The organism is Pseudonocardia sp. DR1-2, assembly GCF_023717215.1.
GTDB classification, from domain to species: domain Bacteria; phylum Actinomycetota; class Actinomycetes; order Mycobacteriales; family Pseudonocardiaceae; genus Pseudonocardia; species Pseudonocardia alni.
In genome coordinates this window covers 152,486-166,438 of the sequence record NZ_JAMQOF010000004.1, presented here as the reverse complement: position 1 = coordinate 166,438, position 13,953 = coordinate 152,486, and the positions used below count along the sequence as shown (strand labels likewise).

11 protein-coding genes are annotated in these 13,953 nt (G+C 78.2%); 5 read left to right on the top strand and 6 right to left on the bottom strand.

Going from position 1 to position 13,953, the window contains the following annotated elements; all coding sequences use genetic code 11:
- The first annotated feature begins 6 nt into the window (after positions 1-6).
- The gene (locus ND486_RS12965; RefSeq protein ID WP_251784561.1) at positions 7-2,337 is read left to right on the top strand and encodes a phosphoketolase; all 2,331 of its coding nucleotides are present in this window, start codon (positions 7-9) and stop codon (positions 2,335-2,337) included.
- Here ND486_RS12965 and ND486_RS12960 read toward each other — a convergent pair.
- The 6 genes from ND486_RS12960 to ND486_RS12935 all read right to left on the bottom strand — a co-directional run bounded on the left by ND486_RS12960 (position 2,277) and on the right by ND486_RS12935 (position 8,093).
- The gene (locus tag ND486_RS12960) at positions 2,277-4,811 is read right to left on the bottom strand and encodes a cation-transporting P-type ATPase (protein WP_251784560.1); all 2,535 of its coding nucleotides are present in this window, start codon (positions 4,809-4,811) and stop codon (positions 2,277-2,279) included. The genes ND486_RS12965 and ND486_RS12960 overlap by 61 nt on opposite strands.
- On the bottom strand, positions 4,808-5,194 hold the full coding sequence (locus tag ND486_RS12955; protein ID WP_251784559.1) for an STAS/SEC14 domain-containing protein: 387 nt from the start codon (positions 5,192-5,194) through the stop codon (positions 4,808-4,810). The genes ND486_RS12960 and ND486_RS12955 overlap by 4 nt, the downstream gene beginning before the upstream one ends.
- Before the next feature lie 97 nt (positions 5,195-5,291).
- Positions 5,292-6,797, bottom strand: a complete 1,506-nt coding sequence (locus ND486_RS12950; protein WP_251784558.1) for a multicopper oxidase family protein — start codon at positions 6,795-6,797, stop codon at positions 5,292-5,294.
- Positions 6,794-7,171, bottom strand: coding sequence for an STAS domain-containing protein (locus ND486_RS12945; RefSeq protein WP_251784557.1), 378 nt, complete (start codon positions 7,169-7,171; stop codon positions 6,794-6,796). Before ND486_RS12945 ends, ND486_RS12950 begins: the two co-directional genes overlap by 4 nt.
- Before the next feature lie 192 nt (positions 7,172-7,363).
- Positions 7,364-7,681, bottom strand: a complete 318-nt coding sequence (locus ND486_RS12940; protein WP_251784556.1) for a DUF3040 domain-containing protein — start codon at positions 7,679-7,681, stop codon at positions 7,364-7,366.
- A 202-nt stretch (positions 7,682-7,883) separates the two neighbouring features.
- The gene (locus tag ND486_RS12935) at positions 7,884-8,093 is read right to left on the bottom strand and encodes a hypothetical protein (RefSeq protein ID WP_251784555.1); all 210 of its coding nucleotides are present in this window, start codon (positions 8,091-8,093) and stop codon (positions 7,884-7,886) included.
- A gap of 204 nt (positions 8,094-8,297) precedes the next feature.
- Between ND486_RS12935 and ND486_RS12930 the strand changes: the two genes are divergently transcribed.
- The 4 genes from ND486_RS12930 to ND486_RS12915 are packed head-to-tail and all read left to right on the top strand — an operon-like array spanning position 8,298 to position 13,947.
- Entirely contained in the window at positions 8,298-8,747 is a 450-nt protein-coding gene (locus ND486_RS12930) for an HPP family protein (RefSeq protein ID WP_251784554.1), read from the top strand.
- Positions 8,734-11,103, top strand: coding sequence for a phosphoenolpyruvate synthase (gene ppsA / locus ND486_RS12925; protein WP_251784553.1), 2,370 nt, complete (start codon positions 8,734-8,736; stop codon positions 11,101-11,103). The genes ND486_RS12930 and ppsA overlap by 14 nt, the downstream gene beginning before the upstream one ends.
- A 7-nt stretch (positions 11,104-11,110) precedes the next feature.
- Positions 11,111-13,681, top strand: coding sequence for a glycoside hydrolase family 65 protein (locus ND486_RS12920; RefSeq protein WP_251784552.1), 2,571 nt, complete (start codon positions 11,111-11,113; stop codon positions 13,679-13,681).
- The gene (locus ND486_RS12915) at positions 13,678-13,947 is read left to right on the top strand and encodes a DUF1876 domain-containing protein (RefSeq protein ID WP_251784551.1); all 270 of its coding nucleotides are present in this window, start codon (positions 13,678-13,680) and stop codon (positions 13,945-13,947) included. Before ND486_RS12920 ends, ND486_RS12915 begins: the two co-directional genes overlap by 4 nt.
- Positions 13,948-13,953 lie beyond the last annotated feature (6 nt).

Sequence of the window (13,953 nt, the reverse complement as noted above, 5' to 3'; positions counted from 1 at the left end):
GGGTCCGTGGACGACGACCTCACGGCGGTGGACCGGTGGTGGCGGACGGCCAACTACCTGGTGGTCGCGCAGATGCACCTGCTGGACAACCCGCTGCCGGCCGAGCCGCTGCTGCCCGGGCACGTCCGGCCGGAACCCCGGGGCCACTGGTCCACGGCCCCGGGCCTCACGTTCTGCTGGGCCCACGTCGCCCGAGCAGCCGCCCGGCACGGCACACCGGCGCTGGTCGTCGCCGGACCGGTGCACGCCGGAGCCGCGGTGCGGGCCGCCGCCTGGCTGGAGGGCACCCTCGGCGCCCGCGACCACGGGCTGCGCCGCGACGGCGACGGCCTTCGGGCCCTGGTCCGCGGGTACGGCAGCCCCACCGGCGTCCGGGTCACCACCTCCGCCGCGACGCCCGGGGTGCTGCACCCCACCGACACCCCGGGGCAGGCGCTCGCCCACGCCCAGGGCGCCGCGGACGACAACCCCGGGCTGGTCGTGGCGTGCGTCGTGGGCGACGGCGAGGCCGAGAGCGACCCGTCGGACGCCGCATGGCAGGCCGGGACGCTGTCCGACCCGGCCACCGACGGCGCCGTGCTGCCGCTGCTGCACCTCGACGGCAGCCGGATCGAGGGCGCGCCGCCGGGGCTGCTCGCCCGGCTCCCGGCCGAGGACCTGCGCAGCCTGCTGCGCGGCCGCGGGTACACGCCCCTCGAGGTGACTGTCGACCCCGACGGTGCCGCCGCGGACGCGCACGCACCGATGGCCGCCGCGCTCGACGAGGCGTGGGACCGGATCGCCGACGCCCGGGCCCGGGCCGCCCGCGGCGCCGCCGTCGTCCGCGACGGGCGGCCGGTCGTCGTGCTGCGCAGCCCGCCGGGCTGGACCGGGCCGCCGACCGGGGACCCGGCCCCGGCGGGCCGGGCACCGTCCGGGACGCCCCTGCCTCGGGCCCGCACCGACCCGGAGCAGCGGACCGCCCTGGAGGAGTGGCTGCGCAGCTACCGCCCCGAGGAGCTGTTCGACGACCGCGGCGCGCCGCGGGTCGCTCCGGTCCCGGCCGCCGAGGGCCGGTGCGTGCCGCCGCCGAGTGCGTGCCCGCAGGCCGACGGCGGCGCCCTCGTACGGCCGTTGGACCTGCCGACGATCCGGACCCACCAGCGCCCGGTCCCGGTCCCCGGCGTGACCGTCGCGGGCGCGACCCGGATGCTCGGCGGCTGGGTCCGCGAGGTGCTCGCGGCCAACCCGGACCGCTTCCGGGTGGTCGCCCCCGGCGGGGTCGCCGACGCCCGCCTCGGCGGGGCGCTGGACGACGACCGCCCCGACGGGGCCGGGCCGCCCGAGCGGCACCGGGTCCTGGGCGTCGCCTCGGCCCGGGTCTGCCAGGGGCGCCTGGAGGGCTACGTGCTGTCCGGCCGCCACGGCCTGGCGGTCCTGCCCGAGGAGCAGGTCCGTGAGGTCGACGCGATGCTCGACGGCTACGCGAGCGTGCTGGCCGAGATCGACACCGTGCCCTGGCGGCGGTCCCCGGCGGCGCTGACGGTGCTGGTGGCCGACCGCGGCGGGGAACACGGCCCGGACGGGCACGCCGGGCCGGTCCCGGGGCTCGCCGACCACGTGGTGGGGGACGGTCCGTGGGGCGCGCGGCTGTTCCTTCCCCCGGACGGGAACACCCTGCTGTGCGTGACCCGCCGGTGCCTGGGCCCGGGCAGCGGGCTCAACGTCGTCGTCGCGGGGACCGCACCCGGCCCGCAGTGGCTCGACCCCGACGCGGCCGCGGCGCACGTGCGCCGCGGCGGCGGGGTCTGGGAGTGGGCGGGGACCGTCGATCCCGGTGCCCTGCCCGACGTCGTCCTCGCCGGGTGCGGGGCCGCCACCACCGTCGAGGTCGTGGCGGCGGCGTCGCTGCTGCGCGAGCACCTGCCCGGGCTCGCGGTGCGGGTCGTCGACGTCGTCGAGCCGGGCCGCCTCGCGACGCCCGCGCAACGGCCCGAGGGGTGGCCCGCCTGCGACCACGACGCGCTGTTCCCGCCCGGGGTCCCGGTCGTCCTGGCCTTCCACGGCCGCCCCGCCCTGATCCACCACCTGCTGGCCCGGCGCCCCGGGCGCGAGCTCTGGCACGTGGCGGGCCGCGGACGGCGGGGCGGCCCGGCGACCCCGTTCGGGGTGCTCGCCCGCGACGGGCTGGACCGCTTCCGGCTGGCGGTCGACGCGCTCGACCGGGTCCCCGGGCTCGCCGTGCGCCGGACGGGCCTGCGGCAGCGACTGCTGGACCTGCGTGCGGTCTGCCTCGCTCACGCCGACGAGACGGGGGAGGACGCCCCGCTGGTGCGGGACTGGTCCTGGCCGGGGTGAGCCCGCCGGCGGGAACGCCGCAGCTCCTCGGCCTCGACCAGCACCGACGGCACCGCCGCCGCGCCGACCGCGATCGCGAGCTCCGCCGGGCCGAGCGCGACGGTGTGGAACAGCAGGCCCGCACCGGGCAGGTAGACCACGGCGAGCGTCGCCAGCACGCTCGTGGCGGCGGCCACGTACAGGAACGGGTTGCTGCGCACCGGGAGCCGCCACAGCGGCGTGCTGTCCGACCGGGTGGTCAGGGCGAGCCCCAGCTGGCTCAGCGCGAGCGTCACGAACAGCATGGTCTGCCAGGGCCGTCCGGTCGCGGCCGCCGTCGTCGCCACCACCAGCGAGCAGCCGGCGACGACGCCGCCGAGCACCGCGGTCTCGACGACCGTGCGCCGGGTGAGGATGCCCTGCCGCGGCGGCTGCGGCGGGCGGGACAGCACGTCGGCCTCGGCCGCCTCGGACCCCATCGCGACCCCCGGCAGCCCGTGGGTCACCAGGTTCACCCACAGGATCTGCGCGGGCAGCAGCGGGAGACCGAGCGCCAGGAAGGGCCCCGCGACCATCACGAGCAGCTCGGCCAGGCCGCCCGCCAGGCCGTAGCGGACGAAGCGGCGCACGTTGTCGGCGACCCGGCGGCCCTCGGCGACGGCGGCCACGATCCGGCCCAGCCCGTCGTCGCCCAGCACGACGTCGGCGGCCTCCTTGGCCACCTCCGTGCCGCGCCCGCCCATGGCGACGCCGACGTCGGCGACCCGCAGCGCCGGGGCGTCGTTGACGCCGTCGCCGGTCATGGCGACGATCTCGCCGGCCGCGCGCAGCGACTCGACGAGCGCCAGCTTCGTGCCGGGGTCCGCACGGGCGTGCACGGCGGGCAGGCCGTCGCGCTCCCCGGTGTCCAGACCGACGGCGGCGGCCACCGCGGCGGCCGTCGCCGGATGGTCACCGGTGATCATCATGGTGCGGACGCCCGCGGTGCGGGCCGCGCCGACCGCGGCCGCGGCGTCGTCGCGGACCGGATCGTCGAGGCGCAGCAGCCCGGTCTCCCGCCGCCCCGCGCGCACCGCCAGGACCCGCGCCCCGGCCCGCGCCCAGGCCTCGACGACGGCCGCGGCGTCGGCACGTCCGGGCAGCACGACCTCGGGGGCCCCGACGACGACCTCCAGCGGGCCGTCCGGGCCGTCGTGGCGGCTGACGGTGCACCGCCGGTGCGCGTCGAACGGGCGCACCGCCGTGCGCGGCCGGCGGGACCGCACCGCACGCAGGTCCAGCCCGGCGCCGACCGCGGCCCGGGCCACCGCGCCCTCGGTCCCCGGCGTGCCCTCCTCTGCGTCGCCACCCAGCACCGCGGCCTCGAGCACCGCCCGCGCCGGTCCCGCGGGCAGCGGACCGGTCAGCTCCGTCGTACCGGTGTCCGGATGCCACACCGCGGTGCAGGTGATCCGTCCGGTGGTCAGCGTCCCGGTCTTGTCGACGGCCAGCACGGTCACCGAGCCCAGTGCCTCCACCGCGGGCAGCGTGCGCACGATGACGCCCAGCCGCGCCATCCGGCGGGTCGCCCCGGCCAGCGCCAGTGCCACGACGGCGGGCAGCGACTCGGGGATCGCCGCGACGGCCAGGCTCAGCGCGGTCAGCACCACCAGCGGCCACGGCTCGCCCCGGGCCAGCCCCGCCACGCCGACCAGCACGCAGGCCACGACCACCCCGAGCGAGATCGCCCGGCCGAGCCGGGCGAGCCGGCGCTGCAGCGGTGTCGGCGGCGGCCGGCGGCGCTGCAGCAGCACGTCCACCGTGCCGAGCTCGGTCCGCAGCCCGACGGCGGTGACCACCGCCCGCCCGCGCCCGCGCACGACGAGCGTGCCGGCGTGCACCACGGTGCTCCGGTCGGCCACCGGTGTGTCCTCCGCGCAGGCCGGGGCGGCCCGGCGGTCCGAGGGCTGCGACTCGCCGGTCAGCGCGGACTCGTCGACCTGCAGCTCGTGGGCCGTCAGCAGCCGGGCGTCGGCGGCCACCACGTCGCCCCGGCCCACGACGAGCAGGTCACCGACGACGACCTCGGCCGCGGGCACCTCGTGACGGCGCCCGTCGCGGACCACCGTCGCCCGCGGTGCGGCCCGTGCCCGCAGCGCCGCCACGGCCCCGGTGGCCCGACGTTCCTGCGCGACGCCGACCGTCGTGTTCAGGACGACGACCAGCACGATGACGGCCGCGTCGCCGGCGTCGCCGACGGCCACGCTCAGCGCCGCCGCGCCCAGCAGCACCAGGATCATGGTCTCCCGCAGCTGGGCGAGGACCGAGGCGGCGAGGCTGCGGTCCAGCCCGGGGGAGGGCCGGTCGGCGTCCGCGACCGCACGGTCGGCGACCGCCGACCCGCCGAGCCCCTCGTCGGGGTCGGTCCCCAGCTGCTCCGCGAGCGCGACCGCGTCCTGCGCCCACGGGTGGGGCGGTGGCGCGACCGGGGACACGTCACCCGCCACGGGGCTCACGCGCGCAGCAGCGCGGTCTCGCGGACCGGTCCGGCCGATCCGCCGGTCAGCCAGGTCAGGGCGGCGGCGCGCTCCTCCGGTGCGAACACCCGCACCCGCACGGGCCGCAGCGACGACGCGATCCGGCGGGCGGTCGCGTGGGTGTCCGGCGCGGCCAGCACGGCGCAGGACCCGACGCGGGCCAGCCGCGGGACCCGCCGCGGCGCGGACGCCCCGGGCACCGCCGTGTCGGTGGTGTCGGCGACCTGCAGCAGCAGCGGCACCGGACCGGCGACGGCGGTCAGCACCGGGGCCAGGCCGTCCACCAGGTCGGCGACGGTCACCACCCCGCTCGCGGCCACCCCCACCGTCCCCTCGGGCAGGTCGTCGATGAGCCGCAGCATGGGTGGTCCTCCTCGGGGCGCCGTCCCGGCGACCGTCGCAGGGGCGCGCGTCCGCGGGCAGATCCGGAAGACCGTCGGCGCCCGGCCGAAGGTCCCGCTACGGGGTCCCGGCGCCCCCGACGCGGACCGTCGCCATCATCCCGGCGTCCTCGTGGTCGAGGACGTGGCAGTGCAGGACGGTCCGGCCGGTCGCGCCGGTGAACGCCACCCGCAGCACCACCCGGCCGCCGGCGGGCACCGTCACGACGTCCCGCACGGCGCCGTCCGAGCCCGCGGCGTCGAGCACCGTCATCGGCCAGGTGTGCAGGTGCAGCGGGTGCAGCATGGTCCCCGGGTTCTCGACCACCCACTCCTCCACGGTCCCGGGGACGACGACGAGGTCGTCACGGGCCGGGTCGAACCCGCGACCGTCGATCCCGAAGCCCGTGCCGCCGCCACCCATCGGGGCGGTCAGGGTCAGTACCCGTGTCCGGTCCGGGGGCCCCGGTGGCACGACCGGCGCGGGCAGCACCGCCGGGGGCGGCGGGGTCGGGGCCGCGGCCCCCGTGACGCGCAGCGTGGCGAGCACGACGGGCCCGGTGCCGGTCGTGCCACCCGTGCCGCCCATGCCTCCCGTGCCCATGCCACCCATCCCTCCCGTGCCCGTGCCGCCCATCCCTCCCATGCCGCCCCGGTCGACGTCCGCGGCGAGCAGATCGACGTCGCCGGGGACGTCCGGGGGGCGCACGACGACGTCGGCACGGTTGCCCGGCGCGAGCCGCACCCGGTCGCGGACGACCGGACGGGGCAGGAACACCCCGTCGGTCGCGACGTGGACGAGGTCCTGCCCGTCGAGCGACACGTCGAACACCCGCGAGCAGGTCGCGTTGACCAGCCGCCACCGCTGGGAGCGCTGCGGCGCCCCGGCCAGTACCGGCCGCCGCAGCCCGTTGACCAGCACGAGCTCGCCCTCCCGGCCGGCGACCCGGTCCATGGGACCGGCCGCGGCGACCCGGCCGTCGTCGCCCACCGTCGTGTCGGTCACGACGAGGACGTGGTCCTCCGCCGTGCCCAGGTCCGGTCCGCCCTCGACCACGATCGCCCCGACGAGACCGGCGAACACCTGGTCGGCCACCGTCCCGTGGTGGTGCGGGTGGTACCAGAACGTGCCGGCGGGATGGTCGCGCGGCACCCGGATCCGGTAGTCCGCGGTCCCGCCGGGGCCGACCATCCGGAACGGGTCGTCACCGCCCGGGTCGGGCGGCACCCGCAGCCCGTGCAGGTGCAGGTTGGTCGGGGTGTCGAGCCCGTTCTCCAGGCGCAGCGCGAGCTCGTCGCCGGGCCGCAGCCGCAGGGTCGGGCCCGGGGAGGTCCCGTCGTAGCCGAGACCGGCACCGGCGGCACCGGCGAGGTCCACCCCCGGGGTCGCCCTCAGCGCACCGGACAGGCCCCCGGCGCGCGCGACCCGCTCCGGGGGATCGGCGAAGGGGAGCCCGGCCACCGGCCCGGCCCGGCCCGGTCCGGGCGCCGGCAGGCCCGTGCACGCGGCCACCCCGCCGACCACCCCCGCGGCCGCCGCGACACCCAGCAGGCGCCGCCGGGTGAGCGGCGTTCGCCCGGTCACGGCGCGCTCCCGGCGCCGGACGTCACCGGCTCGGCGAGCCGGACGGCCTCGGACGGCCGGAGCAACGGGCGGGCGGCGGGGGGCACGCGACCGAGTAGGTGCTCGGCGCCGACCACGGTGAAGGCGCACCCGCGCCGGCTCACGGTGCGCACGGCGTGCGGAATCGCCTTCAGCCCGGCGGCGGAGACGGCCGTGACCCCGGTGAGGTCGGCGACGACGGTCCGGGTCGTCCCCCCGACGGTGTCCCTGTCGCGGGCCCACGCGTCGAGCTGACGCAGCAGGTGCGCCCCGGCCGCGGTGTCGAAGACCCCCGACACCCGCACCCGGTAGGTACCGGTCCGGGGCGTGTCGGCGGTGAGCAGATGGTCGTTCATCGCGGATCCTCCGTCGTCGTGGGCGTCCCGTGCCGGTGGCGCGGGTTGCGAGTGTCGTCCCGCCCCGCTCCGGTGCCCCAGGGGCGGAGGGCACGCGATCGGGTCGCCCGCGGCCCGGCCGGTTCGCCGACGCCCACCGCGCCGTCCACGGGGGCCCGCCGGCCGCCCGCGGCACCGGTGGCTGGCGGGTCGTCAGGTACTCCGCGACGTGCTGCCCCCGCCGCCCGAGCGGTCCCGGAACCGGGTCCGCAGCCGGTGCCACACCCGTCGGCGCTCCAGCAGGCGGTACACCGGCCAGCAGCCCAGGACCCCGAGCACGAGGGCGTCGCCGGGCCGGCCGAGCGCCAGCAGACCCACCGCCGCGGCCAGCCCGAGCGCTGCCGTCGCCGCCGGGAGCAGCCACACCCGCAGGCGCGACGGGTTCCGGAACCGGCGGGCGAGCCGGGGGGCCTCCGCCGTCAGCTCGTGTTCGATCCGGACCAGCCGCCGTCGTTCGCCCTCGCTCAACATCGTCGTCCCCTCCGCTCGGCCCGGGTCCCGGGAACTGTGCCTCCCCGCCGCCGCGACCGGCGACGGTGCGACCCTGCCCAGCGCCGGCCCGGCGCCACCAGGCCCGTAGGTCCCGCGGCCGGGGTACCGGACGGCACCCGCCCGGGAGCCGTCCGGCACGACGGCGGACGTCGCCGGCGGACCGGCCGGGGCGCCCGGAGGGTCAGCCCTCCCCGTCGAGCAGGCGCTGCCGCGCGAGCCGCTCCACGAGCTCGGGCAGCGCCGGGACGGGCGCCCCGGCGAGGTCGGCCAGCGACCGGCGGACGACGGCGACGACCCTCCGTCCCGGGAACTCGGGCCGGAGGCGGGCGACGGCCGCGGGAACGACCGCGGCGGGTGCGTGCGGGAACAGGGTCGGACAGCTCGGGGCCACGGAGCTCCTCCGGTCGGCTCGGCGGATCGGAGGGCCCACCGCACCCCCGCCCGCCGCGTCCGGCCAGGGCCGTTGGTCCCGGACGCCGGTCGGGACGGTGGTGCCGTGCCCCGAGCACTCCGGCCCTGGCCGGACCGGGTGCCGCCGGAGACGCTCGGTGGGCCGCGGGCCGGTGCCCGCGTGCACCGAGACGAGGAGGCAGCCATGCACGTCCGAGACGTCATGCGGACCGGCGTGACCACGGTCCGGGCGGACACCCCGATCGCGGTCGCGGCACGCGTGCTCGTGGGCCGGGGGCACGCCTCGTCCCCGGTGGTCGACGCCGAGGACCAGGTGGTCGGAGTGGTCAGCGAGTCGGACCTGCTGGCCGGCCGGGTGCCGGTCGGCGGCGACCCGGGGGAGATCGACCCGGAGGAGGTCGTCGCCGCCGTGATGACCCACCACCCGTTCACCGCCGGTCCCGACGACGACCTGGCCTTCACCGTGGCCCGGATGCTGGAGAACGGCCTGCGGGCGCTCCCGGTCGAGTCCGGTGGGCGCTGCGTGGGGCTGCTGTCGCGCCACGACGTGCTGCGCGAGGTCGCGCGCGGTTCCCTGCAGTCCGAGGAGCGCTGGCGTGAGCACGCCGGGATGGCGAGCCGTGACCGCGGCTGAGGGCACCCGGGTCGCGCCCGGCGCGACCGGCGGGCCGGGCGTCCGGCCGCTCGCCGGGCTCGGCCGGGCCGACGCGGCCACCGTCGGCGGCAAGGCCGCCGGTCTCGGCGACCTGCTCGCGGCCGGGTTCGCGGTCCCGCCCGGATTCGTGGTGACGGCCCCCGCCTACCGCGAGGCGATGCGGGCGGGCGGGGTGCTGGACGCCCTGGACGAGCGCTTCGACCGGCTGCTGGCGCGGGTGGGGGCCGGCGAGTCCCGGGACGACCCGGGGCCGGACTGCGCGCGCCTGCAGGAGCTCGTCCGCGCCGCCGGTCCGCCGCCCGAGCTGGCCGAGGAGATCCACCGCGCCTACGCCGCACTGGCGGACGGGTCCGGCCCGGTGGCGGTCGCGGTCCGGTCGTCGGCGATCGGTGAGGACAGCGGGGCGCACTCCTTCGCCGGGATCCACTCCAGCTTCACCCACGTCCGGGGCGAGGACGAGCTCGACCGTCGCGTCGCCGACTGCTGGGCCTCGGCGTTCGCCCCGCGCGCGCTCGCCTACCGCGCCGGTCGCGGCCTGGCGGGCCCACCGGCGGTCGCGGTCGTCGTGCAGCGGATGGTCGAGTCCGACTGCGCCGGGGTGGCGTTCACCGCCGACCCGGTGACCGGCCGTACCGACCGGGTCGTCGTCGAGGCCGCGCTGGGGCTGGGCGAGGTCGTGGTCGGGGGTCTCGTCGAGCCCGACACCTCCGTGTTCTCGCTGCCCGGCCTGGAGCCGGTGTTCGAGCACATCGGGGTGCAGTCCCACGCCGTCGTACCCGGCCCCGACGGCCACGACCGCTCCGTCGCCCTCGACCCGGACCGGGCGTCGGCCCGCGTCCTGACCCCGGAACAGGCGGTCGCGGTCGCCCGGCTCGCCCAGCGGGTGCAGGAGCACTTCGGCGTCCCGCAGGACGTCGAGTGGGCACTGGAGGGCGACACCCTCTACCTGGTGCAGGCCCGCCCGGTGACCACCACGGCCGGGACCGGCACGGCCGGGACCGGCACGGACGGCGCCGGGGGCCGGGCGGCCTCCGGCGCGGTCCTCGTCACCGGCGTCGCGGCGGCACCGGGTCGCCGCAGCGGTCCCGCGCGGATCCTGTCCTCACCGGCGGACGGGGCGCAGCTGACGACCGGCGAGGTCCTCGTCGCCCCGCGGACCGACCCGGACTGGCTTCCGACGCTGCGCCGCGCGGCCGCGGTGGTGACCGACCACGGCGGCGTCACCTGCCACGCCGCCATCGTCGCCCGCGAGCTGGGCATCCCCTGCGTGGTCGGCAGCCGGACGGCCACCGCCGACATCACCCCGGGCCGCCTGGTCACCGTCGACGGGGGCACCGGCACGGTGTCGGCCGGCACGGTGTCGGCCGGCACGGCCCGGCCGGCCACGACCGCCGTCGCCCGCCACGCCGCTGCGGCCCCGCCGGAGCCGCTCGCCACCGAGGTGCACGTGAACGTGGCGACCCCGCAGGCGGCACGGCGCGCCGCCGCCCTCCCCGTCGACGGCGTCGGGCTGCTGCGCGCCGAGATCGCGCTGACCGACGCGCTGCGCGGCCGCCACCCGCTCGCGATGATCGCCGCGGGCGACGCCGAGGAGTTCGTCACCGCGATGGCCGGGGCCGTCGGGGAGGTCGGCGAGGCGTTCCGGCCACGGCCGGTCCTCTACCGGGCGGCCGACCTGCGCAGCAACGAGTTCCGCCTGCTCACCGGCGGCGCCGACCACGAGCCGGTCGAACGGAACCCGATGATCGGCTTCCGCGGCGCCTACCGCTATCTGCGGGAGCCGGAGCTGTTCCGGCTCGAGCTGCGGATGCTCGCCCGGGTCAGGGAGCGCTGCCCGAACGTCCACCTCATGCTGCCGTTCGTGCGGACCCGCTGGGAGCTCGCCGCGGTGCTCGACCTCGTCGACGGCGCCGAGACGGGCCGCGACCGGCTCCTGCAGCGGTGGCTGACCGCCGAGGTGCCGTCGGTCGTGCACTGGCTGCCCGAGTACGTCGCGGCCGGGATCGACGGCGTGTCGATCGGCAGCAACGACCTCACCCAGCTGGTCCTCGGCGTCGACCGGGACTCCGAGCGGCTCGCCGAGCTCTACGACGAGTCGGACCCGGCGGTGCTGGCCGCGATCACGGCGATCGTGGAGCTCGCGGCCCTGTCGGGCGTGCCCAGCTCGCTGTGCGGCCAGGCACCCAGCCGCGACCCCGCGTTCGTCCGGCACCTCGTCGAGGCAGGGATCACGGCGGTCTCGGTCGACCCGGACGCCGTCGGCGCGGTGCGGCGGGCGCTCGGCGCGGCCGAACGACGGCTGCTCCTCGACGCCGCGCGCCGCGGTGCGCACTGAGTCGCCGGTGGCGACCGACTGCCCCGCCTGCGCGCCGACGGGCGACGGCTGGTCGGTCTGCTTCCACGGCTTCGACCCGGCCGACGAGGGCCGGCGGGAGGCGCTGTGCACGCTCGGCAACGGCTACCAGGCGGTCCGCGGGGCGGCCGCCGCGGCCTCCGCCGGCGGACCGCACTACCCGGGCACCTACGCCGCGGGCGTCTACAACCGGCTCGTCGACACCCTCGGCGACCGGGTCGTGGAGAACGAGAGCATGGTCGCCCTGCCGGACTGGACGTGGCTGCGGGCCGGACCGGACGGGACCGACGTCGACCCGTTCGGCCCCGCCGCGCTGCTGGAGAACCGGGCCCTGCTCGACCTGCGCCACGGCGTGCTGACCCGGCTCGTCCGCTACGTCGACGCCGAGGGCAGGCGCACCGCGCTGCACGAGCGGCGCCTGGTCCACCGCACCCGCAGACACGTCGCCGCGACCGAGACCACCGTCGTCGCGGAGAACTGGTCGGGGCGGCTGCGCGTCCGCTCCCGGATCGACGGGGCGGTCGGCAACACCGGCGTCGCCCGGTACCGCGGCCTGGCCGCGCACCACCTGCACACCGAGCGGGTCGACGCACCCCGGCCCGGGACCGTGCTGCTGACGACGCGCACCTCCCGGTCCGACGTCCGCATCGCGGTCGCGGCCCGGACCCGGGTCCGGCCGGACAGCGCCGCCGCGTCCGTGGTGCGCACCGGCGACGCCGTCGGGTACGACCACGTGCTCGACGTGCCCCGCGGGTCCGCCGTCCGGGTCGACACCGTCGTGACGCTGGTGACCTCCCGCGACGTCGCCATCGCCGACCCGGCGACCACCGCGCTCGACCTGCTCGCCGACGCCCCCGACGTCCCCGCGCTGCTCGAGGAGCAGGCCGTGAGCTGGCGGCACGTGTGGCGGCGGTTCCGCTTCGACCTGGCGGGCACCGGTGTGCCCGACGCCCCGGACACCGCGCGCGACCTGCGGCTGGGGCTGTTCCACGTGCTCCAGGCCGTGTCCCTGCACGCCCTCGACGTCGACGCCGGTGTGCCCGCACGGGGCCTGCACGGCGAGGCCTACCGCGGCCACGTGTTCTGGGACGAGCTGTTCGTGCTGCCGGTGCTGACGCTGCGGATGCCCGAGGTGACCCGGGCCCTGCTGCACTACCGGGTCCGTCGGCTCGACGCCGCCCGCCGGGCCGCCCGGGCGACCGGCCGGCGGGGCGCCATGTTCCCGTGGCAGTCCGGCAGCGACGGCCGCGAGGAGAGCCAGAGCCTGCACCTCAACCCGCTGTCGGGCCGCTGGCTGCCCGACGTCAGCGCCCTGCAGAAGCACGTCGGCCTGGCCGTGGCCTACAACGTGTGGCACTACGTGCAGGCGACCGGTGACCGCGACTTCCTGGCCGCGCACGGCGCGGAGGTGATGCTGGAGGTGGCGCGCTACCTCGCGGAGCTGTCGGAGCTCGACCCGGAGCGGGGCCGCTACCGCATCCGCGGGGTGATGGGGCCCGACGAGTTCTCCACCCGCTACCCGGGTGCCGACCGCCCCGGCGTCGACGACAACACCTACACCACGGTGATGGCGGTGTGGCTCTGGCGGCGGGCCCGCGAGTGCCTCGACCTGATCCCGGTCCGGCGCCGCGACGAGCTGCTCGAACAGCTCGGCCTCACCGACCGGGAGCTGCGGTCCTGGGCGGACCGCACCCGGCGGTCCTACGTCCCGATCCGCCCCGACGGCGTGCTGGAGCAGTTCGAGGGCGCGAGCGCGCTGCCCGAGCTGGACTGGGAGCACTACCGCCGCCGCTACGGCGACCTGCAGCGGCTGGACCGCATCCTGGAGGCCGAGGGCCGGTCGGTGGACGACTACCAGGTCACCAAGCAGGCCGACGTGCTCATGCTGTTCTACCTGCTGTCCACCGACGAGCTGCGCGAGCTCCTGCACGGCCTGGGCTACCGGCTCCCGGCCGACGCCGTCCGGCGCACGATCGACCACCACCTCGCCCGCACCGTGCACGGGTCCACGCTCAGCTCCCTGGTGCACGCCTGGGTGCTGGCCCGCGCGCACCGCGAGGACGCCCTCGACCACTTCCGGCGCGCCGTGCGCAGCGACCTCGCCGACGTCCAGGGCGGCACCACCGCCGAGGGCGTGCACCTCGGCGCGATGGCCGGGTCGGTCGACCTGCTCCAGCGCTGCTTCGCCGGGGTCGAGGTGCGCGACGGCGCCCTGTGGTTCAACCCGCACTGGCCGCGCGACTCCGGCCGGCTGTCCTTCGAGATCCGCTACCGCGACCTCGTGGTCGACGTCCGGGTGCGCGGCCGCGAGGTGCTGGTCCGTGCGGCGTGCGGCCCCGGCGACCCGATCACCGTGCGGTGCGGCGCGACGCGGCGGGTCCTGCGTCCCGGGGGGTCGGTGCGGCTGCGCGCCCGGCCCGGGGCACCGGAGGGGGAACCGGGCCGGGGCCTGTGGCCCTCCGTGGGCGGGGCGCACGGCCCTGGGCCCGGGGGCCGCGTCCCGACACCGTGGTGGAGGCCGGTCCTCGAGTTCCGGCCGTGGAGGAGGAGACCCCGATGAGCTACGCCGAGCAGTGGACGGTCACGATCGACATCAGCGAGGAGCCGGGCCGGACGCGGGCGACCGCCCGGCTGACCACGCGCGACGACACCCGGCTGGTGGGCGCCGGCGAGGCCCACCGGCACCCGCGGGACCGCGAGGTCCCGGAGATCGGGGCGGAGCTGGCCGTCGCCCGGGCACTGGCCGACCTGCAGCACCGGCTGTTCGAGTCCACGGTGTTCGACATCGAGCAGTCCACCGGCACGCGGGCGCACCTCACGCGCTGACCCCGG

Coding starts and splice junctions, on each gene's coding strand:
- ND486_RS12915 (WP_251784551.1), top strand. CDS start 13,678: ATGAGCTACGCCGAGCAGTGGACGGTCACGATCGACATCAGCGAGGAG.
- ND486_RS12940 (WP_251784556.1), bottom strand. CDS start 7,681: ATGTTGAGCGAGGGCGAACGACGGCGGCTGGTCCGGATCGAACACGAG.
- ND486_RS12955 (WP_251784559.1), bottom strand. CDS start 5,194: ATGCTGCGGCTCATCGACGACCTGCCCGAGGGGACGGTGGGGGTGGCC.
- ND486_RS12930 (WP_251784554.1), top strand. CDS start 8,298: ATGCACGTCCGAGACGTCATGCGGACCGGCGTGACCACGGTCCGGGCG.
- ND486_RS12945 (WP_251784557.1), bottom strand. CDS start 7,171: ATGAACGACCATCTGCTCACCGCCGACACGCCCCGGACCGGTACCTAC.